Consider the following 20,395-nt stretch of genomic DNA (forward strand, 5'->3'; position numbering starts at 1 on the left):
GCGAGCACCGTTTCCCCGAGGTCTTCCCCCCGCATGCGCGCCAAACGCGACACCCTGAAGAATCCGCAGCAGGAACTGCGCACCTTTCGCGTGCGGGCGCTGTTGGCGGTCCTGGTGGTCATCGCCCTCAGCGGGCTGCTGGTCGGGCGCCTGTTCTACCTGCAGGTGGTACAGCACGAGGTCTACAGCACCCGCTCGGAGGAGAACCGGGTCAGGGTCGAGCCCTTGCCGCCCACTCGGGGCCTGATCTATGACCGTAATGGCGTACTGGTGGCCGAGAACCGGCCTACCTACAACCTGACCCTGGTGCGCGAACGGGTCGACGACCTGGATGCCACCCTGGCGCTGCTGGCCGACCTTCTCGAACTGCCGGCAGTGGAGGCCGAGGCCTTCCGGGCCCGCTCCCGCCAGCGTCAGCGTCCCTTCCAGCCTGCCTTGCTGATGAGCGATCTCGACGAGGAACAGATCGCGCGTCTGGCGGTGAACCGCCATCGGCTCCCCGGGGTGGAGGTGGAGGCCCAGCTGTTGCGCTACTATCCGGATGCCGAGGAGATGGCCCACGCCCTGGGCTATGTGGGACGCATCAACCGCGAGGAGCTCGAGACGCTGGACCCCGGCAACTATGCCGGGACCCATTTCATCGGCAAGACCGGCGTCGAACGTTACTACGAACAGGCGCTGCACGGCCAGGCGGGGCTGCGCAAGGTGGAGACCAACGCCCGCGGGCGCGTGCTGCGCGAGCTCGGCCGTACCGACCCGGTGCCGGGGGCCAATCTCACGTTGACCCTGGACAAGCCCCTGCAGCGCCTCGCCGTGGACCTGCTCGACGGTCGGCGCGGTTCCATCGTGGCCATCGCCCCCCAGAGCGGCGAGATCCTGGCCCTGGCCTCGGTGCCGGGCTTCGACAGCAACCAGTTCGTCACCGGGATCGACATCGCTTCCTACCGGGCGCTGCAGCAGGATCTCGACCTGCCGCTGTTCAACCGGGCCATCCGGGGACGCTATCCGCCAGGCTCCACCATCAAGCCGTTCCTGGCCTTGGCCGGACTGGCCGAGGGGGCGATTACCCCCGGCGAGACCCTCTATGACCCGGGCTACTTTCAGCTGCCCAACGACTCGCGTCGTTACCGCAACTGGCTGCGCTGGGGGCACGGCCGGGTCGACCTGGAGCGGGCCATCGCCGTGTCCAACAACACCTATTTCTATACCCTGGCCCATGAACTGGGGATCGATCGCATCCACGAGCACATGACGGCCTTCGGCTTCGGCCAGCGGGTCGCTCACGACGTCTACGGCGAGAGCGCCGCTCTGATGCCGTCCCGCGACTGGAAACGGGCGCGGTTCAACCAGCCCTGGTACCCCGGAGAGACCCTCTCGGTGGGCATCGGCCAGGGCTACTGGCAGGTCACCCCGTTGCAGCTGGCGACGGCCACCGCGGTCCTGGCCAACCGTGGCCAGTGGATCACGCCGCGCCTAGCTAAGCGGATCGGCGACGAGCCGGTGCCCACGGCGCTGCCGGACACGCCGCCCGATATCGAGCTTGGCAATGACGCCTGGTGGGACCGGGTCTACGCGGGCATGGAGAAGGTGGTGTCCGGCCATGAGGGCACTGCCCGGCGCATCGGCCAGGGTCTCGAGTATCGCCTCGCCGGCAAGTCCGGCACCGCCCAGGTATTCTCGCTGGGCAAGGACCAGCGCTACAACGCCCAGGAGCTCAAGGAGCGGCTGCGCGACCATGCCTTGTTCCTGGCCTTCGCCCCCGTGGGGGAGCCGCAGATCGCCGTCGCGGTGATCGTCGAGAATGCGGGGGGCGGCAGCACTCACGCCGCCGGCCTGGCGCGGGCCATGACGGATGCCTGGCTGCTTGGCGATCGCGGCGAGGAAGAGGCGGATGAGGCGGCCGCCGACGAGCGCCAGATGGCAGGAGCTGGATAATGAGCTGGAGTGAGCTGTCGAGAAGCCTGAGCGGTAACCTGGGCCGTGCTCCGCGAGGGAGCATGTCCCGCCGGCGGAGCGCCTGGCAGCGTATCCACCTGGACCCCTGGCTGCTGGGCATGCTGCTGCTGTTGATGGTAGCCGGGCTGGCGGTACTCTACAGCGCCAGCGGCCAGCGCCTGGCGGTGGTCATCGCCCAGGGCATCCGCTTCGGTGTGGCCCTGGTGGTGATGGCCGGGCTGGCCCAGCTCTCGCCCTCGACCCTGCAGCGCTGGGCCCTGCCGGTTTACGGCGCCGGTGTGTTGATGCTGGTGGCGGTGGAGGTGGTCGGCGACATGGGCATGGGGGCGCAGCGCTGGCTGGTGATTCCCGGAGTGATCCGCTTCCAGCCTTCGGAGATGATGAAGCTGGCCATGCCGATGATGGTGGCGGCCTGGCTCAGTCGCCGTGAGCTGCCGCCGCGCGGGCAGGACCTGGCGGTCTGCGTGCTGATCATCGGCTTGCCGGTGGGCCTGATCGCCCGCCAGCCCGACCTCGGGACTTCGTTGCTGGTGGCTCTGGCCGGGGTGTTCGTGATCCTGCTGGCAGGGCTGTCCTGGCGGATCATCCTGCTGTGCGCGACGCTCGTCGCGGCGGCGTTGCCGCTGCTGTGGATGAACATGCACGCCTATCAGCAGCAGCGGGTGCTGACCTTCCTCGACCCCGAGAGCGACCCCCTGGGGGCAGGATGGAACATCATCCAGTCGACCACGGCGATCGGCAGCGGTGGCCTGTGGGGCAAGGGCTGGCTCGAGGGCACCCAGTCCCAGCTGGAGTTCTTGCCCGAGCGGCACACCGACTTCATCGTCGCCGTGTTGGGCGAGGAATTCGGCCTGTTGGGGATGCTTGCCTTCCTGCTGCTTTACCTGCTGATCGTGGGGCGCGGGCTGTGGCTGGCCGGAGCGGCTCAGGAGACCTTCGGTCGGCTGCTGGCCGGCAGCATCATCCTCACCTTCTTCATCTACGTCTTCGTCAATGTCGGCATGGTCAGCGGCATCCTGCCGGTGGTCGGCGTGCCGCTGCCGCTGGTGAGCTACGGCGGGACCTCCAGCGTGACCTTGATGGCCGGTTTCGGTATTCTCATGGCCATTCATTCTCACCGCCGCCTGCTGCCCCGCTAGGCCGGGCCTCGCTAGGCCGGTGACACGACTCAGGGAGAAGGCGATGTCGTCGTTATCACAGGGAAGGCACTGCAAGGGGGTGCTGGCGGGGGCGCTGCTGGCCCTGGCAGCGTCCAGCGGCATGGCGGCCGGCTTCGATCCGGCGCGCCAGCCCGAGGTACGGGCCCTGGTGGCCGAACTGGCCGATCAGGGTATCGAGGCCGACTGGCTCAACGCCGCCATGCGGAAGGCCGACTTCCGTCAGGAAGTCCTGGACGCCATGTCCGGGGCGGCAGAATACCGCCTGGTCTGGCACGAGTACCGCGACATCTTCCTGGGCGATGAACGCGTCGCCGGGGGTGTCGCCTTCATCGAGGCTCATCCTGACGCCTTTGCCCGGGCCGAAGCCGAGTATGGCGTTCCGCCGGAGGTGATCGCGGCGATCATCGGCGTGGAGACCCGCTACGGAGAGGTCACCGGCGATCACCGGGTGCTCGATTCGCTGTCCACCCTGGCCTTCCATCATCCGCGTCGGGGCTCCTTCTTCCGGGGCGAGCTGGCCGCCTTCCTGCAGATCGCTCATGAGCAGGGCATGGCCGTCGACAGCCTGAAGGGCTCCTACGCCGGGGCCATGGGCTACCCCCAGTTCATCCCCACCAGCTACCGGGCCTATGCGGTCGATTTCAACGCCGATGGGCAGCGCAACCTGTGGAGCGACCCTCAGGATGCCATCGGCAGCGTGGCAAACTACTTCGCCGAGCATCGTTGGCGGCCCGGCGCACCGATCTACCATGAGGCCCGAGGGCCTGCCGAGGTGCCGCCATCGGTGAGTGTCAATCGGACCGAGCCGCCTGACCGCACGGTGGCCGAGCTTGGCGAGGTTGGCATCACGCCTGTGGAGCCGCTGGCCGCGGACACTCGGGTGATGCCCCTGGCCCTGGAACTGGCCGACGGCCGCCGGCACTATCGGTTGGCACGCCACAACTTCTACGTGATCACCCGCTACAACCACAGTCACCTCTATGCGATGGCCGTCACCGAGCTGGCCGAGGCCATCGCCGCGGCGCGCGGCCAATCCCCGGACTGGCGGGAGGCCACGGCCGTCGAACCGGAGGAGCAGGCATGAAGGTAGGGTGGACCCTCGCGATGCTGGCCACCCTATTGGCCGGCTGTGCCGGCGGGGGTGGCACAGTACCCACGACCGGCGGTCATGGCGTGAGTGCCCCGGTCGACGACGGCGAACGCTATGCCCTGTCCAGCGACGCCTATCCCCAGCAGCCACCGGACGTCAGCGAGGTGCCGGATGCCGTGCCCCGGGTGGAGGCGCCATCCCGGGCCGGCAACCGGCCGACCTATGAGGTGTGGGGCGAGACCTACCACGTGCTGCCGGATGCCCGCGGCTACGCGCGCCAGGGGACGGCCTCCTGGTACGGCAAGAAGTTTCACGGCTATGCGACGTCCAACGGCGAGATCTACGACATGTATCGCATGAGTGCCGCCCATCGCTCCCTGCCGTTGCCTACCTATGCCCGGGTCACCAGCCTGGACAACGGTCGCTCGGTGATCGTGCGGGTCAATGATCGTGGCCCCTTCCACAGCGACCGCGAGATCGACCTGTCCTACGCGGCCGCCGCCCGCCTGGATATCCTCGACGAAGGCACCGGGCGCGTCAGGGTCGAGGCCATCGATCCGCGTGCCTGGCTGGCGGAACACGGTCGGCAGGACCCCGGCGAAAGTGCGGCCGGTCAGGCGAGTACCGAGGCCGCTGATGGTCCTGTGAGCCGTGCGGTGGCAGAGAGCCGCCCCGAGGATGGTCCTCTCTACCTGCAGGTGGCGGCGCTGGGGTCGGCGGAGAACGCCCGCCGGCTCCGCTCGCGTCTGCAGGACACCCTGGCACGTCCGGTTCGCGTGAACACCGAACGCGGGCTGCACCGTGTCCAGGTCGGCCCGCTGGATCATGCCGGTCAGGCCGATCCGCTGCAGGCCGAACTGCGCCGTGCCGGTTATGAGCAGGCCTTCATCGTCGACGATGCCGACTGAGCCGCGTCCTTGCCGATTCCCGTTTCACCCCCCCCGATGCTTCGATGAGATCCCACTCCATGCGTTTTTTGTCCTCCGTTCGTTCCTGCCGGCTGTGGCCGGTCCTGCTGGTCTGCTTCGCGCTGGTCGTGTCGCCGGTCATGGCCCAGACGCCCACGCCGCAGCCCACGCCGCCCCAGGCCATGATGCCGTCGCCACCCCAACTGGCGGCGACCTCCTGGATCCTGATGGATGCCGACAGCGGTCGGGTGCTGGCCGAACATAATGCCGATGAGCGGCTGCCGCCGGCCAGCCTGACCAAGCTGATGACCGCCTACCTGGTGGAACGCGAACTCAATCGCGACAACATCGCCCCGGACGATCTGGTGCCGATCAGCGAGAAGGCCTGGCGGACGGGTGGGTCGAAGATGTTTATCGAGGTCGGTGAACGAGTGCCGGTCAGTGAACTGCTCAACGGCATCATCATCGTGTCCGGCAACGATGCCAGCGTGGCCATGGCCGAATACCTGGCCGGTGGCGAGGCCCCCTTCGCCGACATCATGAACCAGCATGCGACCCGCCTGGGGATGCACAACACCCACTTCGTCAATGCCACCGGGCTGCCCCACGACGAGCACTATTCTTCCGCCCGCGACCTGGCCCTGCTGTCCCAGCACATCATCAACGACTACCCGGAGCACTACCGGATCTACCGTCAGAAGAATTACACCTACGGTGGCATCGAGCAGCCCAACCGCAACCGGCTGCTGTGGCGGGATGCCAGCGTCGATGGCCTCAAGACCGGCTGGACCGACGCCGCCGGCTACTGCCTGGTGGCCTCCGCCGAGCGTGACGACATGCGGCTGATCTCCGTGGTGATGGGCGCCGACTCCGAGGAAGCCCGGGCCCAGGAGTCCCAGAAGCTGCTCAGCTACGGCTTCCGTTACTTCGAGACCCTCGCCCTCTACGAGAAAGGGGCGGTGCTCAGTACGCCCCGTGTCTGGGAAGGCAGCAAGAACGAGCTCAAGGTCGGCGTGGATCATGATGTCCACATGACCGTCCCGCGGGCTCGTGAGCAGGAGCTGACCGCCAAGTTGGACATCCAGGCCGACCTGACCGCCCCGATCAGCGCCGGCGAGCGGGTGGGGCGCATGGAGGTCCGGCTGGGTGAGGAAGTGGTCGGCGAGCGTCCCCTGCTGGCCTTGGAGAGCATCGAAGAGGGTGGCTTCTTCAAGCGCCTGTTCGACAAGGTGCAGCGCTTCTTCACCAACCTGGTTGGCGGTTGGTTCGGTTGATAGCGCCGAGTTGCAAGCGCCTAGCGCCCAGCCGCTCAGTAACGGGCGGCAGGTGCTGAGGTAGCAAACGAGAAACCCCGTCGGGTCTAATCCGGCGGAGTTTCTTTATTGACGTCACAATTGGCCATGACATCATCCTGTGGCGCTTGGCTGCCTGGCGTTGGTCTCTCCGCGTCGGGTTGCGTAAAATACTTGCATATCCACGACTCGTCGGAAGGCTTCATGAACGACAAGACCCTGCGCGATCTGCGCCGCCCCGCCGCCCGCCAGGCGGGTGGCAAGCCGCCCCGGATCGAATTTCCCTGTGACTACCCGATCAAGGTGGTGGGGGATGCGGCCGAGGATTTCGCGGCCACGGTCTGCCAGATCGTCAACCGTCACGACTCGACGTTCGATGCCACCACGATCGCGGTGGTGCCCAGCCGCAATGGCCGCTTTCAGTCGGTGCGCCTGACCCTCCGGGCCCAGGGCGAGGCGCAGCTCAAGGCATTGTTCGCCGAACTCAAGGGCACCGGCCGCGTGCACATGGTGGTGTGAGGTGCCCGCCCTCGCCGTTCATCGCCTGGGACGCCAGCCCTACGAGCCCGTCTGGCGCGCGATGCGCTCGCTCACCGACACGCGGGATGCCACCACGCCCGACCAGCTGTGGCTGGTGGAACACGACCCGGTGTTCACCCAAGGGCAGGCCGGCCGGCCCGAGCACCTGCTGATGCCCGGTGACATCCCGGTGGTGAAGACCGATCGCGGTGGCCAGGTGACCTATCATGGGCCGGGCCAGGTCGTGCTCTATCCGCTGCTCGACGTGCGCCGCTCACGCCTCGGGGTGCGCGATCTGGTCAGCGCCCTGGAGCAGGCGGTGATCGCGCTGCTGGCGGAGCACGGCGTGAACGCCCGGGCACGAGCCGAGGCGCCCGGCGTTTACGTGGGGGAGGCCAAGATCGCCTCGCTGGGCCTGCGGATCCGGCGGGGCGCCAGCTTCCATGGCGTGGCGCTGAACGTCGATGGTGACCTGTCACCGTTCTCGCGTATCAATCCCTGCGGCTATGCCGGCATGGCGATGACGCGCCTGGCGGACCTGGTCGAGACCTGTCCCGACACCAACACGGTGGGGATGCGCCTGGCCGAGTGCCTGGCCTGGGAGCTGGGGCGGGAGTTGGAAGCGCCCAGCGCCGAGCTGCAAGCGCCAAGCTGATCGGTGACGGTCGGCAGGTAGCGAGATAAAGAACGTGAAATCCCACTGGACGCACTATCCAGTGGGATTTCCTTGTTGATGCTTATCGTGCCCGGGGCATCATCCTGCGGCGCTGGGCGCTGGGCGCTGGGCGCTGGGCGCTGGGCGCTGGGCGCTGGGCGCTGGGCGCTGGGCGCTGGGCGCTCTAGCCGACGTTGACGGCGTCGATGCGGTTGGAATCGGCCTGCTGGCCGGGCACCTCAGCCGGAGCGGCGAGCCCCAGGTTGTTCTTCTCGAACACCCGGTCGGCCCGGTAGCTGGAGCGCACCAGCGGGCCGGAGGGTACCTCCATGAAGCCCTTCTCCAGCCCCAAGACCCGATAGCGCTCGAACTCCTCGGGCGTAACCCAGCGCTCTACCGGCAGGTGGTTGCGGGTGGGGCGCAGGTACTGGCCCAGGGTGACGATGTCGACCCCGATGGCGCGCAGGTCGTCGAAGGTCTGGAGGATCTCTTCCTCGGTCTCGCCCAGGCCCAGCATCAGGCTGGTCTTGGTGATCACCCCGGGGCGGTGGCGCTTGGCGTGAGCCAGCACGTCCAGGGTCTTGCGGTAACCGGCGCGGGGGTCGCGGACCCGTGACGTCAGCCGCTCGACGGTCTCGACGTTCTGGGCGAACACTTCCAGGCCGGAGTCCACCACTCGCTCGATGGCCGAAGGGGCACCATCGAAGTCCGGGGTCAGCGCCTCGACCACCACCTCGGGGGTATTGGCCTTGATGGCGCGGATGCAATCGGCATAGTGGGTCGCGCCGCCGTCGGGCAGGTCGTCCCGATCCACCGAGGTCAGCACCACATAGCGCAGCCCCATCAGCTCGACGGACCGGGCGGTATTGGTGGGCTCTTCCGCGTCGAGCCAGCCGCGGGGATTACCGGTGTCCACGGCGCAGAAGCGGCAGGCCCGGGTGCAGACCGAGCCCATCAGCATGATGGTCGCGGTGCCGTTGCTCCAGCACTCACCCTGGTTGGGGCAGTGGGATTCCGCGCAGACGGTGCTCAGGCGATGGGTCTCGACGTTCTTCCTGACTGCCTCGAAGCGCTCGCCGCCGGGGATCTGGGCGCGCAGCCACTTCGGCTTGCGGCCGGAGACGCCATCTTCCTCGGACTGCCGGCGTATCTTCATGCCATCCTTGATGGCCGCCATGCCCTGGTCATTGCGGTATTTCTCGCCACTGGTGATGCGTCTGGAGGGGGTATCGCTCATGGGCTCGAGCCTCTCTTGCCGACTCTCGGCGTGCATGCAGCGCCGAAGGTTACGTAGGTCGCAAGGGGGTAAACTACCATACTCGCCACGGGCCCGGCCATCAGGGCGGCACCAGCGGCAGGCAGTCCACCCCGTGGCTGGGCAGCGGGCTTGGCGGTGCATTGAAATGCCGGTGAACGTCGTCCAGGTGGTCCTCGAGAAAACGCAGGAAGAGCTCGGTGACCGGCGTCGGGAAGCGCTCCCGCGGGTGGACTGCGCACCAGGAGTGGCGCAGGGGAAAGCCGGGCAGATCAAGCGGCCTAAGCAGGCCTGCCTCGACCTCCAGGCGTACCGCTAGCCTCGGCAGGACCGCGACGCCGAGCTGCGCCATGACCCCCTGCTTCACGGCCTCGTTGGTGCCGAGCTCGATGGTGTGGGGAAGGCGGACATCCTGCTCGGCCGCCAGCTCCTCGAAGGCGCTTCTCACGCCGGATCCCGGCTCGCGCATCAGCACGTAGTGGCGGGCCAGGTCCTCCAGGGTCGGGTGCTCGGCCTCGAGCAGGGGATGGCCCGGCCACACCAGGGGAATCATCTCGTTATCGAGCAGCGGCATGAACACCAGGTTCCTGTCGAGTGGTATCCTGGCCATGATCACCAGGTCGTCCCGTTGCTCGGCCAGCCGTGCGAGGGCCTGACGGCGGTTGCAGACCCGCAGACGGACCCGGACATTGGGGTAGTGGGCCCGGAAGCGCGCCAGCAGATGCGGCACCACATACTGGGCGGTGGAGACCGCGGCCAGGTCGAGCTCGCCATGAATGGTGCCGGCCATCTCGGACAGTGTCATCTGCAGCCGCGAGAGCTGACCGAAGATGGCCTGCACCGAGCGGGCCAGGGCATCGGCGGCGGGCAGCACGTGCAGGGTGCGGCCGGCGTACTTGAACAATGGCTGCCCCAAGGCGTGCTCGAGTTGACGGATCTGGGCGCTGACCGCCGGCTGCGTCAGACCCAGGGCCTCGGCGGCGCGGGAATAGGACTGCTGATCGTAGACCGCACGGAACACCTGCAGCTGGCGAAAGGTCAGGCGATTGAGCAGCTTGGGTGTGGTCATGAGGGGTCCGTGGGCGTTGAAGCGGGCGCCGGGCAAGCAGGTCCTGGGGGACCCAGGCGGTGATGCCACGCCTGAGGTACCAGGTCCCGAGTATGCTAGCACCTTGCCAGTCCCCCCAGCCAACCGGGAGCCCCGATGCCTGCCGATCCTTTTCCTGTCGCGCCTCGCCTGCTGGTGGCTGGCCATGGGCTGGACAGCCTGCGTGTCCTCCAGGCCTGTCGCGAGCTCGGCCTGGAAGGCCTCGAGGCCGACGCCGGGAACGGCGCCCTGATGCGTCGCGCCCTGGCATCGGGATGCGAGGCGCTGCATCCCGGCGAGAGTGGCGCCTCGCGGCAGGTGTCACTGGCTAAGGCCTGCCAGGCCTCGGGGCTGACCTTCCTGGGGCCTCGGGCGGCCCTGCTCGAGGCCATGACCGATGGGCGTGCCATGCGCCAGCTGATGCGCGAGGCGGGGCTACCGCTGGTGGTCAGGCCCGATGAGGGGAAGCCGGTGCGGGTCCCGGTCCTCGCCGATGCGCAGGGACGGACCATCTCGCTCATGGTGCGCCATGCGCCGCGGGCCGGGCAGGTGCTGGCCCCCGTGGCATGGCTCACCCACGAGCAGCGGGCCTATCTGGGTCGGCTGGCTGTGCAAGGGGTGAAGGCGCTGGGTCTGGTGGGCGGCGTGGGGCTGACCTTCCGGGTGGCGGGCAACCGGATCGGCTTCGTCGACATGGCGCCCGGTCTCGACGGCGACGAGGCGATCGATGAGGTACTGCTCGGGCTCGATCCCGTGATCACCCAGTTGCGCTTGGCCCGCGGCGAGCGGCTCCGGGTGCACGGCGGCGCTCTCGAGGGCCGAGGGCATGCCAGGCTCTGGCGGCTGTCGTTGCCGCCAGGGCGCCATTTCAGTGGTGGTCCAGGGCTGCGGCTCGATCGTGTCGAGAGGGGAGGGCCGGCGCACTTCCTGGCCTGGGGGCGCTCTCCGGAGGAGCTTCTCTCCCGGGCGAGGCGCGGCCTGGAGGAGCTGGTGGGACACGATCAGGCGTGCCGGCTGCTTTCATGACAAGCCTGTGATTCCGATGCGCGGATTCGCGGCATCGTGCATTTTGCGTTATATTGCATTGCAGCAAAAGCCATTTCCGTGATGGAGCCCTCAGGCTTCTGTCCATGGTGAGTCTGGAGTCCAACGATGAAATCCCTGATACCGACACCGCCAGCCGCCGCGCTGCCCTTCCTAGACCCCTTGGGGTTCGGACGCGCGGCCTTCGACTACTGGCGCGATACGATCGAGCGCAGCATGCTCTACCTAGACGTCATGCGTCAGCGGGGCAACCAGTACCTCGAGCATATCGAGAAGACCAAGCCCAACGTGCTCGGTTTCGAGGCCGAGATTCTGCTCGATGGCAAGACGCTGCCGCGACCTGTCAACTATGAGCTGCTTCGGGTCCTGCCGCCGGCAGGGGTCGAGACCGACCCGCAGATGCGGCCCTTCGTGGTGGTCGATCCCCGTGCCGGCCATGGGCCGGGTATCGGTGGCTTCAAGCCCGACAGCGAGATCGGCGTGGCGCTGCGGGCCGGGCATCCCTGTTATTTCATCGGCTTCTTGCCGTATCCCGTCGAAGACCAGACCGTGGAGGACGTGGTCGAGGCCGAAGTCGCCTTCCTGCGCCACGTCATCGACTGCCATCCCGAGACCGCCGAGAAGCCCATGGTGGTCGGCAACTGCCAGGCTGGCTGGCAGATCATGATGGCGGCGGCCCTGGAGCCGCACGTCTTCGGCCCCATCCTCATCGCCGGGGCTCCACTCTCCTACTGGGCGGGCGAGCGAGGCCATGCCCCGATGCGCTATACCGGTGGCATGACGGGCGGCAGCTGGGTGACCGCGCTGCTCTGCGATCTCGGCAACGGGCTGTTCGATGGCGCCTGGCTGGTCCAGAACTTCGAACGTCTCAATCCGGCCAACACCTGGTGGGCCAAGCAGTATCGCCTCTACGCCAGCGTCGATACCGAGGCGCAGCGTTACTTGGAGTTCGAGCGCTGGTGGGGCGGTCACGTGGTGCTCGGCGGTCAGGAGATCCAGTACATCGCCGACAATCTCTTTATCGGCAACCGGCTCTCCACCGCGCAGATGGTGACCTCGGACGGGCGCCGCATCGACCTGCGCAACGTGCGCTCCCCGGTGGTGGTGTTCTGCTCCCGCGGCGACGACATCACCCCGCCCCCCCAAGCGCTGGGCTGGATACGCGACCTCTACGAAGGCACCGACGATATCCTGGCTAACGAGCAGACCATCGTCTACTGCGTGCACGATACCACCGGCCACCTGGGCATCTTCGTGTCGGGCAGTGTCTCCCGCAAGGAGCATGCCGAGTTCACCGCCAACATGGACTATATCGATGTGCTGCCCCCGGGACTCTACGAGACCACCGTCTCGCGAGCCGAGGAGCGCGATGATGCGGAGCTGATCGAGCGCGACTACCTGCTGGAGTTCCAGACCCGCAGCGTCGAGGAACTCGACCGCGACATCCAGCACCGGCCCGACGACGACACCCGATTCGCCACCGTGGCGCGGATCTCCGAGATCAACCTGGGCCTCTATCGCTTCTTCCTGCAACCCTGGATCCAGGCCCTGGCGACCCCCGAGTCGGCCAAGTGGATGCGCCGCATGCATCCCAATCGTTTCGGCTATCGGCTGCTCTCCGACCGTAATCCGCTGATGGTCCCGGTGCCGGTACTGGCCGACATGGTGCGCCGTGACCGTCATCCGGTAGGCGGCGACAACGTCTTCCGCTCCCTCGAGGGAATCGTCTCCGACCAGCTTACCCGTGGCCTGAATGCCTGGCGTGACTTGCGCGACCGCAGCATCGAGCGGGTCTTCCTCGATTTCTATGGGCAGCCGATGCTGCAGGCGCTGGTCGGGCTGGGCGGTGATGCTCACGCGCATCGGCGTCGCCCCGGCGCCGAGCCCGAGCACCGCCGGTTCATCCAGCAGCGCCGGGAAGAGGTGCACGCGCAGGTCGCCAAGGGGGGCAGTCACGAGGCGGTCATGCGCTCGGTGATCCATGTGCTCGGTGGGGCCCCGGCCACCGACGAGCGCAACTTCAAGCGCCTGCGCGCCTCGCGGGCCGAGCTCGAGCCCGGTATCCAGCTGGCCGACTTCAAGCATCTGATGCGCGAGCAGTTCTTCATCCTCACGCAGGATCGCGAGGCGGCCCTGGAGGCCATTCCCACCCTGCTAGCGGACCAGAGTGCCGAGGAGATCGACGGCCATCTGGCGCATATCGAGCATGTGCTGGCGGCGAGTGGTGAGCTTTCGGACCATGCCGCCCAGCGCTTCGAGCGCATCAAGGCGTTGTTCCTGCGCGCCCGGCCGGCGCTTCCCGTGCTGCCTCCTGCCGACGACGGTCGCGAGGGCGAAGGCAAGGCGGCCGAGCCACAGGCCGCGACGCCCGAAGCACCCGCGACCCCGGCGGCCACCGTCTCGACCGCCGACACCGGCGAGAGGGCGGACAAGGCCTCCGCCGCGGACGAGGAAAAAGGCGAGGTGGCCGAGCCGCAGGCCACGACGCCTGAAGCACCCGCCACCCCCGAGGCCACCGTCTCGACCGCCGACACCGGCGAGAGGGCGGACAAGGCATCTACCGCGGACGAGGAAAAAGGCGAGGTGGCCGAGCCGCCGGCCGTGACGTCGCCTGCCTCACCCGCCACCCCCGAGGCCGACGCGTCTTCCGAGATCGACAAGCCGGCCTCGGAGGCACTATCCGCGTCCGAGAAGGCGCCGGAAGTGACTCCCCCGGGCGAGGCCAAGGCCACGGCGACGCCTGATGCATCCAAGCCCAAGCCGGCCACTCGCCGCAAGCCCGCGACGCCGCGCAAGTCGAGCACGCCACGGCGTCGCACGACCCGCCGCAGCGACAAGTCCTGAGGCATCGCCTGCCCATGAAAACGCGCCCCCATCGGTTCGCCGGTGGGGGCGCCGTCGTCTCGCGGGTCTTGTCGCCACGGGGCCGTGAGGTCTAGCTTCATAGGGGCCGAGCGGGCGTCGACTGGCGTGAAGGCAAGGGCTGGGGTAGGGTAAGCGCATTTTTCACCCGTCTAAGACGCGGGCCGAAACCGTCTGGCGCGGGTCGCAGGCCAGCGCCACCAGCACAGTGGAGCACTATGGGCAAGTCACTGGTCATCGTCGAGTCGCCGGCCAAGGCCAAGACGATCAACAAGTATCTCGGCAACGACTTCATCGTGAAGTCGAGCGTGGGGCACATTCGTGACCTGCCGACCAGCGGCTCGGGCAAGACCGCCTCTGACCCCAAGGAGCGTGCTCGCCAGGCCGCGGCGACCCGCAAGATGTCGCCGGAAGAGAAGGCCGAGTACAAGAAGCGCAAGGCTCATGACCAGTTGATCCGGCGCATGGGGATCGACCCCGAGCATGGCTGGAAAGCCCGCTACGAGATCCTGCCCGGCAAGGAAAAGGTGGTGGCCGAGCTCCAGAAGCTCGCCGAGAAGGCCGATGCGGTCTATCTCGCCACCGACCTGGACCGCGAGGGGGAAGCCATCGCCTGGCACCTTCGCGAGACCATCGGCGGCGAAGAGGCGCGCTACAAGCGGGTGGTGTTCAACGAGATCACTCGAAATGCCATTCAGGAGGCCTTCCAGGATCCAGGCAGCCTGAACATCCCGCGGGTCGAGGCTCAGCAAGCGCGGCGCTTCCTCGACCGGGTGGTGGGGTTCATGCTCTCGCCGTTGCTGTGGGCCAAGATTGCCCGCGGGCTCTCCGCCGGCCGCGTGCAGTCGGTGGCCACGCGGCTGATCGTCGAGCGTGAGCGCGAGATCCACGCCTTCGTGCCCGAGGAGTTCTGGGATGTCCATGCCGATCTGGTGGCCGATACCGGTGAGCCGCTGCGCTTCGAGCTGGTCCGTCAGGATAGCAAGGCCTTCCGGCCCACCTCCGAGGCCGAGACCCTGACGCGCATCGAGGGCCTGCGCCAGGCGAGCCTGGCGATCACCGCCAGGGAAGACAAGCCAACCCGCTCGAAGCCCAATGCGCCCTTCATCACCTCGACGCTGCAACAGGCCGCCAGCGGACGGCTGGGCTTCTCGGTGAAGAAGACCATGACCCTGGCCCAGCGGCTGTACGAGACGGGCTACATCACCTACATGCGCACCGATTCCACCAACCTCTCGAAGGACGCCGTGGCCAGCGTGCGCGACTTCATCCAAGACGAGTACGGCGACCGCTACCTGCCCGAGGCGCCCAACCGTTACACCAGCAAGGAAGGCGCCCAGGAGGCCCACGAGGCGATCCGGCCCTCCGAGGTGGGCCGGCGCGCGACGGAGCTGGCCGGCATGGAGCGTGATGCCGAGCGCCTCTACGAGCTGATCTGGCGCCAGTTCGTGGCCTGTCAGATGCCCCCCGCCGACTACCTTTCCACCACCCTGACCGTGGAGGCCGATGGCTATGAGCTCAAGGCACGGGGACGGGTGCTCAAGTTCGACGGCTATACCCGCGTCATGAAGCCCATGGGCCGCAAGGACGAGGACCAGTCGCTGCCGGACCTCGCCAAGGGCACGCCCATGACCCTGGAGGCCCTGGATCCCCAGCAGCACTTCACCAAGCCGCCACCCCGCTACACCGAGGCGAGCCTGGTCAAGGAACTGGAGAAGCGCGGCATCGGCCGGCCGTCCACCTATGCCTCGATCATCTCCACCATCCAGGAGCGTGGCTACGTGCGCCTGGAGAACCGGCGCTTCTATGCCGAGAAGCTCGGCGATATCGTCACCGAGCGCCTCAAGGAGTCCTTCCCCGACCTGATGGACTACTCCTTCACGGCGCGCATGGAGGACAGTCTCGATGAGGTGGCCGAAGGCGAGCGCAACTGGCGTGCGCTGCTCGATGCCTTCTATGCCGAGTTCAAGAAGGAACTCGAAATCGCCGAGAGCGAGGACGGCATGCGGCCCAACCAGCCGGTGCCCACCGATATCGACTGCCCCAGCTGCGGTCGCAAGATGCAGATCCGTACCGCCTCCACCGGGGTCTTCCTGGGCTGCTCGGGCTACAACCTGCCGCCCAAGGAGCGCTGCAAGACCACGATCGACCTGCTGCCCGGCGACGAGGCGGTGGCCGCCGATGCCGGGGAAGAGGCCGAGACCGATGCGCTGCGCGCCAAGCACCGCTGTGCGAAGTGTGGCACCGCCATGGACAGTTACCTGATCGACGAGACGCGCAAGTTGCATATCTGCGGCAACAGCCCCGACTGCGACGGCTATGAGGTCGAGCACGGGCGCTTCAAGATCAAGGGCTACGAAGGGCCGACCATCGAGTGCGACAAGTGCGGCGCCGAGATGCAGCTCAAGAGCGGGCGTTTCGGCAAGTACTTCGGCTGCACCAACAGCGCGTGCAAGAACACCCGCAAGCTGCTGAAGAGCGGTGAGGTGGCACCACCCAAGATGGACCCTATCCCCATGCCCGAGCTGGCCTGCCAGAAGGTCGAGGACCATTATGTGCTGCGCGACGGCGCCAGCGGTCTGTTCCTGGCGGCCAGCAAGTTCCCCAAGAACCGCGAGACCCGCCCGCCGCTGGTCAAGGAGCTCAAGGCCCACGCCGAGGAGCTGCCGGAGAAGTACCGCTACCTGCTCGAGGCGCCCGACGAGGACCCGGACGGCCGTCCCGCTCAGATCCGCTTCTCGCGTAAGCTCAAGGAGCAGTTCGTGATGACCGATGAAGACGGCAAGGCCACCGGCTGGAAGGCCACCTACGACAACGGCCGTTGGCAGGTGGAGGACAAGCGCAAGTGACCCCGAGAGCCCGTACCAATCAGTTGCTCTACCAGGCCGAGTTGCTCCTCGAGGTGCCCGCCGGCGACGACGAGCATCGCGAGGCCAGACGCATGGCGACCGAGGAAGGGAGCCTGGCGCTGCTCGAGCTGGCGTTGGAATCCCTGCTGCGCGAAGTGACCGAGCATGCCCAACTGGCGAGTCATGACTGGCGCGAACTGCTCGGCCCCGAAGGGGCCGACATCGCCGAGCTGCGCCGCCTGCGCGAGCTGGCCGCCCGCCCGGAGAGCTGGCTCGCCTGGCTGCTCGCTCGCATCGAGGCCCTCCATGACAGCGACGGCGTGGCGCGACGCACCTCGGCCGCCACCCAAGGGGTCATCGCCGTCGGCAGCGCCGCGGCCCTGGGGGACGAGCTGCGCGACTGTGTACGCCAGGCCAAGCGCGAGCTCGCGGCCCTACGCGAGACCAGCGAGGAGTGGTGACGTGCTCACCGGGCGGCGAGGTTGATCTGTATCAAGCCCTCGGATGTCACGGTGGACTAGGCTGAAGGCATCGAGGGTGGCCTATCTACAAAGGGCGGAGGAGACGGTGATGCGCTTTCATCAAGTCAGAGAACTGGTGAGCTGGGCGGCCGATTACCATGCCCGCCTCGCCGCCGTCTATACCGAGCAGGCCGCGGGCCAGGTCGGTGAGCGTGTGCGCATGGCGTTGGAATATCTCGCCGAGCATGAGCGCAAGATGCAGGCGGACCTGGAGGGCTATCTCGATGACGGCAGCGACCATCGCGGCGTGCTCGATACCTGGTTCGATGACCCCGCCGACTTTCCCCATGCTCCGGTACTCGACCGGATGTCGGCGGGCCTGTCCTGCGGCAGCGTGCAGGACGTGCTCGCCACGGCCCTGACCACGCACCGCACCCTGCAGGACCTCTATGCACACCGGGCCGAGCGGGCCAGCGCCGAGGCCGAGCGTGACTTCTTCATGGCGCTCGCCGACGGACACGAGGGAGAGGTCCGGCGGCTGGCCAGGGACATGCAGCGCCTGGAGGACTACTGAGTCGGGCGTAGTTAATCAATCTGTCAGGTCAAGTCTGACAAACTAGGCCTTATGACCTAGGCTGAGATAGTACCTGCCGGACGTGCTCGGCTGTCGCCATCGGGAGACATCTTGAATGAGAAAAGCCGTCAGCCGCGACGGCTGGCGGCCTCCGTCAATGTCGCCGAATTGCGACGTCGATCATCGGGGTGGTGGGCGCCTGACAGGGTCGAAGGAATGCGTTATAAACGGCATCGACATATTTCCTGGCTTGATGATGCGATGACTCATACCGTTTCGAACCACCGCCTGTCACGCCGCCGCTTCGGCCTGCTGGCCCTGAGCGTTCCCTTCTGGCCGGTGATGGCCGTCGATGCCCACGCCGCGCTGATGACCGACCTGCTGGTCACGGCCAGTCGACCGCGTTATCCGGATGAGCTGTGGGTACTCGTCGATGATCGCGAGGCGTCCCTGGGGATCTATCGCGGCACGGCCCTGATCGAGCGCTTTTCCCCGGTCTCGCTCGGGCGGGGAGGGGCCAAGCCTCAACGAGTGAGTGGGGATCGGACGACCCCGCTGGGCGAGTTTCGGGTCAATCGCTTCAATCCCGAGAGCAAGTTCCATATCTTCGTCGGCCTCGACTATCCCACGCCGACCCATGCCCGGATGGCATTGGAGTCCGGCCTCTACAGCCAGCGGGACTACGACGACTACTTCCGCTACTACCGGCGGCATGGCTATCCCCCCCAGCAGACCGTCCTGGGCGGCTTCATCGGGATCCACGGGGTCGGCGTCGGGGACCCCGAGATCCACGAACGCTTCCACTGGACGGATGGCTGCGTGGCGGTGACCGACCCTCAGGTCGAGAAACTGTCGTCGCTGGTCGACATTGGCACGCGCGTCGTCATCCGCTAGTCTTTACATGCGCTAGGGACGTTCTACGCTATGGACAAGCGCCGTTGTCTATAATAGAACAGTGTTTGAAACCTGACTGTGCAGCCGATTCTGCTGCTGTTAGGCTTGCATTGCAGGAATGCCTGTGTGACAGGTACCACCAACGCAGTACCAAGGAAGACTCAAGGAGAACACCATGACTCTGAAGACCACTCTGAAGCTGACCGCCGCTGCGGCATCCCTGGCTGTCCTGGCTGGCTGTGCCTCTTCCGGTGCCCTGGAAGAAGTGCGCATGACCGCCGAGTCTGCCCAAGCCGACGCCGCCGAGGCCCGCAGCATCGCCACTCAGGCGCAGAACACTGCCAACCAGGCACAGCGTGATGCCCAGGCGGCTCTGCAGATGTCTCAGCAGAACCGCGAAGAGATGAACCGCATGTTCGAGCGTTCCATGCGCAAGTGATCGTTCCCCGATCCCGCCCATCGGGATCATCGGAACCTTCGCACAGAGGCCCTGCCGTCAGGCAGGGCCTCTGTTGTTGTGGCCGGCCTACTCGATGTGGCGGGCCTAATTGTCCCGGGGTGGCTTGCGCTGGAACGGTGAGCCATCGACGGCAGGGAACGCGATAGCACCGGCCGGACAGCGACGTCCGGCCGGGTTCTCAGCTTTCGCCGTGCAGGCGATCGTAGAAGGTCGGTTCGGCGGCGATCAGCTCCAGGCGGTCGTAGAGTGTCTCGGGCATCACGTCCGGCTCCGGCGCTTCGCTGGCCTGAAGGGCCACGGGCATGCCGCCGGGCACTTCGACGACATCGCGCAGGCGCGCGTAGTCCACCGGATAGTCCAGCCCTTCGATGGCGGCATCGACCTTCTCCAGCGCATGGGTCACGCGCTCGATGCTGGTGCCATCGTCTTCGTCGAGGTAGGGATAGGCCTGGACATGCAGCACCCCATCGGTCCAGCCAAGCTTGAAGGTCTCGTTGATCAGCGTGACCTGGGTGCCCACCGGCAGGCGCGGAAACAGCGCCTCGATATCCTCGGGCAACATGCGGATGCAGCCGTGGGTGACTCGCATGCCCACGCCCTCGGGCTTGTTGGTGCCGTGGATCAAGTAGCCGGGAATGCCCAGGCGCATCTTGTGGTTGCCCAGGGGGTTATCGGGCCCCGGCGGCACCACACCGGGCAGGGGATCGCCGGCTTCGGCATGCTCGCGGCGGATCGACGCCGGCGGATACCAGGCCGGGTCCTCGACCTTCTCGGTGATGCGGGTGGTGCCCAGCGGGGTCTTCCAGTCCATGCGACCCACGGCGATGGGGTAGGTCTCCACCTTGTCGGGCTCGCCCTCTTGGCTGGGCGGGTAATAATAGAGGCGCATCTCGGCGACGTTGACCACCACCCCCTCGCGGGGGCCTTCGGGCAGGATGAACTGCCCCGGAACCACCACCTCGGTGCCTTCCCCGGGGTACCAGATGCTGATGTCGGGGTTGGCGCGTACCATGGCCTCGTAGCCGATGCCGTGCTCGTGGCCGATGTCGATCAGGGTGTCATCCTGGTCGGCGATGACGGTGTAGACCTCGCCGACCAGATTGCCCTCCTCGGGGAGGGGATAGTGGCCACGCGGCCAGTCCTCGGGACTGGCCTGGGCGGAAGCCATCAGAAGCCCGGAAAGGACCATGGCCATGGCGACTCGGGCGGTACGCCCGGGCGGGGAAGCGTGTTTCATCGAAGTTATCGTCTCTGGTTGCCGTTCGTCGGGGGCTGCGATGGGGGCCGTCCTTGGGCGTGTTGACCCCATAGTATCGCCTGTCAGGGCAC

Annotated in this window: 17 protein-coding genes; 14 read left to right on the forward strand and 3 right to left on the reverse strand. The window is 67.1% G+C overall.

From position 1 onward, the window contains the following. Positions 1-33: 33 nt before the first annotated feature. The 7 genes from mrdA to lipB all read left to right on the forward strand — a co-directional run bounded on the left by mrdA (position 34) and on the right by lipB (position 7,580). Positions 34-1,935: a penicillin-binding protein 2 gene (mrdA, locus tag FHR94_RS02900; protein WP_183324118.1), complete on the forward strand. Its 1,902-nt coding sequence runs from the start codon at positions 34-36 to the stop codon at positions 1,933-1,935. Next, positions 1,935-3,095, forward strand: coding sequence for a rod shape-determining protein RodA (rodA, locus tag FHR94_RS02905; protein ID WP_183324119.1), 1,161 nt, complete (start codon positions 1,935-1,937; stop codon positions 3,093-3,095). Before mrdA ends, rodA begins: the two co-directional genes overlap by 1 nt. A 43-nt stretch (positions 3,096-3,138) precedes the next feature. Next, a complete protein-coding gene (mltB, locus tag FHR94_RS02910) occupies positions 3,139-4,200 on the forward strand; it encodes a lytic murein transglycosylase B (RefSeq protein ID WP_183324120.1) in 1,062 nt (353 codons plus the stop codon). Next, positions 4,197-5,114 (forward strand): septal ring lytic transglycosylase RlpA family protein, encoded by a 918-nt coding sequence (locus tag FHR94_RS02915; RefSeq protein WP_183324121.1) that lies wholly within the window; start codon positions 4,197-4,199, stop codon positions 5,112-5,114. Before mltB ends, FHR94_RS02915 begins: the two co-directional genes overlap by 4 nt. Before the next feature lie 59 nt (positions 5,115-5,173). After that, entirely contained in the window at positions 5,174-6,388 is a 1,215-nt protein-coding gene (locus FHR94_RS02920) for a D-alanyl-D-alanine carboxypeptidase family protein (protein WP_183324122.1), read from the forward strand. 222 nt (positions 6,389-6,610) lie between these two features. Beyond that, entirely contained in the window at positions 6,611-6,925 is a 315-nt protein-coding gene (locus FHR94_RS02925) for an HP0495 family protein (RefSeq protein WP_183324123.1), read from the forward strand. Position 6,926: 1 nt separating this feature from the next. Beyond that, on the forward strand, positions 6,927-7,580 hold the full coding sequence (lipB, locus tag FHR94_RS02930; RefSeq protein ID WP_183324124.1) for a lipoyl(octanoyl) transferase LipB: 654 nt from the start codon (positions 6,927-6,929) through the stop codon (positions 7,578-7,580). 184 nt (positions 7,581-7,764) lie between these two features. Here the strand turns inward: lipB and lipA are convergent, their stop codons facing one another. Continuing rightward, a complete protein-coding gene (gene lipA / locus FHR94_RS02935) occupies positions 7,765-8,817 on the reverse strand; it encodes a lipoyl synthase (protein WP_183324125.1) in 1,053 nt (350 codons plus the stop codon). 100 nt (positions 8,818-8,917) lie between these two features. Further along, positions 8,918-9,904, reverse strand: a complete 987-nt coding sequence (locus FHR94_RS02940; protein ID WP_183324126.1) for a LysR family transcriptional regulator — start codon at positions 9,902-9,904, stop codon at positions 8,918-8,920. 135 nt (positions 9,905-10,039) lie between these two features. Between FHR94_RS02940 and FHR94_RS02945 the strand changes: the two genes are divergently transcribed. From FHR94_RS02945 to FHR94_RS02975, 7 genes are all read left to right on the forward strand, one after another. Further along, entirely contained in the window at positions 10,040-10,948 is a 909-nt protein-coding gene (locus FHR94_RS02945; RefSeq protein ID WP_183324127.1) for a biotin carboxylase N-terminal domain-containing protein, read from the forward strand. 126 nt (positions 10,949-11,074) lie between these two features. Next, entirely contained in the window at positions 11,075-13,810 is a 2,736-nt protein-coding gene (locus FHR94_RS02950) for a DUF3141 domain-containing protein (protein WP_246389796.1), read from the forward strand. Positions 13,811-14,046: 236 nt separating this feature from the next. Then, positions 14,047-16,677: a type I DNA topoisomerase gene (gene topA, locus FHR94_RS02955; RefSeq protein WP_183324128.1), complete on the forward strand. Its 2,631-nt coding sequence runs from the start codon at positions 14,047-14,049 to the stop codon at positions 16,675-16,677. Continuing rightward, on the forward strand, positions 16,674-17,138 hold the full coding sequence (locus FHR94_RS02960; RefSeq protein WP_183324129.1) for a DUF6586 family protein: 465 nt from the start codon (positions 16,674-16,676) through the stop codon (positions 17,136-17,138). The genes topA and FHR94_RS02960 overlap by 4 nt, the downstream gene beginning before the upstream one ends. A gap of 109 nt (positions 17,139-17,247) precedes the next feature. Continuing rightward, a complete protein-coding gene (locus FHR94_RS02965; RefSeq protein WP_183324130.1) occupies positions 17,248-17,712 on the forward strand; it encodes a 2-hydroxyacyl-CoA dehydratase in 465 nt (154 codons plus the stop codon). Positions 17,713-17,973: 261 nt separating this feature from the next. After that, entirely contained in the window at positions 17,974-18,606 is a 633-nt protein-coding gene (locus FHR94_RS02970; protein WP_183324131.1) for a L,D-transpeptidase family protein, read from the forward strand. A 175-nt stretch (positions 18,607-18,781) separates the two neighbouring features. Then, positions 18,782-19,045, forward strand: coding sequence for an Lpp/OprI family alanine-zipper lipoprotein (locus tag FHR94_RS02975; protein WP_183324132.1), 264 nt, complete (start codon positions 18,782-18,784; stop codon positions 19,043-19,045). A 199-nt stretch (positions 19,046-19,244) separates the two neighbouring features. Here FHR94_RS02975 and FHR94_RS02980 read toward each other — a convergent pair whose 3' ends face one another. Then, the gene (locus FHR94_RS02980; RefSeq protein ID WP_183324133.1) at positions 19,245-20,303 is read right to left on the reverse strand and encodes a L,D-transpeptidase family protein; all 1,059 of its coding nucleotides are present in this window, start codon (positions 20,301-20,303) and stop codon (positions 19,245-19,247) included. Positions 20,304-20,395: the final 92 nt, after the last annotated feature.

Origin of the sequence: Halomonas cerina (assembly GCF_014192215.1) — a bacterium.
In the GTDB taxonomy this organism is placed as follows: domain Bacteria; phylum Pseudomonadota; class Gammaproteobacteria; order Pseudomonadales; family Halomonadaceae; genus Halomonas; species Halomonas cerina.

What these genes read in the sequence shown, in the direction of transcription:
- mrdA (WP_183324118.1), top strand. Translation starts at nt 34, where the DNA reads ATGCGCGCCAAACGCGACACCCTGAAGAATCCGCAGCAGGAACTGCGC.
- rodA (WP_183324119.1), top strand. Translation starts at nt 1,935, where the DNA reads ATGAGCTGGAGTGAGCTGTCGAGAAGCCTGAGCGGTAACCTGGGCCGT.
- mltB (WP_183324120.1), top strand. Translation starts at nt 3,139, where the DNA reads ATGTCGTCGTTATCACAGGGAAGGCACTGCAAGGGGGTGCTGGCGGGG.
- FHR94_RS02915 (WP_183324121.1), top strand. Translation starts at nt 4,197, where the DNA reads ATGAAGGTAGGGTGGACCCTCGCGATGCTGGCCACCCTATTGGCCGGC.
- FHR94_RS02920 (WP_183324122.1), top strand. Translation starts at nt 5,174, where the DNA reads ATGCGTTTTTTGTCCTCCGTTCGTTCCTGCCGGCTGTGGCCGGTCCTG.
- FHR94_RS02925 (WP_183324123.1), top strand. Translation starts at nt 6,611, where the DNA reads ATGAACGACAAGACCCTGCGCGATCTGCGCCGCCCCGCCGCCCGCCAG.
- lipA (WP_183324125.1), bottom strand. Translation starts at nt 8,817, where the DNA reads ATGAGCGATACCCCCTCCAGACGCATCACCAGTGGCGAGAAATACCGC.
- FHR94_RS02940 (WP_183324126.1), bottom strand. Translation starts at nt 9,904, where the DNA reads ATGACCACACCCAAGCTGCTCAATCGCCTGACCTTTCGCCAGCTGCAG.
- FHR94_RS02945 (WP_183324127.1), top strand. Translation starts at nt 10,040, where the DNA reads ATGCCTGCCGATCCTTTTCCTGTCGCGCCTCGCCTGCTGGTGGCTGGC.
- FHR94_RS02950 (WP_246389796.1), top strand. Translation starts at nt 11,075, where the DNA reads ATGAAATCCCTGATACCGACACCGCCAGCCGCCGCGCTGCCCTTCCTA.
- topA (WP_183324128.1), top strand. Translation starts at nt 14,047, where the DNA reads ATGGGCAAGTCACTGGTCATCGTCGAGTCGCCGGCCAAGGCCAAGACG.
- FHR94_RS02965 (WP_183324130.1), top strand. Translation starts at nt 17,248, where the DNA reads ATGCGCTTTCATCAAGTCAGAGAACTGGTGAGCTGGGCGGCCGATTAC.
- FHR94_RS02970 (WP_183324131.1), top strand. Translation starts at nt 17,974, where the DNA reads ATGACTCATACCGTTTCGAACCACCGCCTGTCACGCCGCCGCTTCGGC.
- FHR94_RS02975 (WP_183324132.1), top strand. Translation starts at nt 18,782, where the DNA reads ATGACTCTGAAGACCACTCTGAAGCTGACCGCCGCTGCGGCATCCCTG.
- FHR94_RS02980 (WP_183324133.1), bottom strand. Translation starts at nt 20,303, where the DNA reads ATGAAACACGCTTCCCCGCCCGGGCGTACCGCCCGAGTCGCCATGGCC.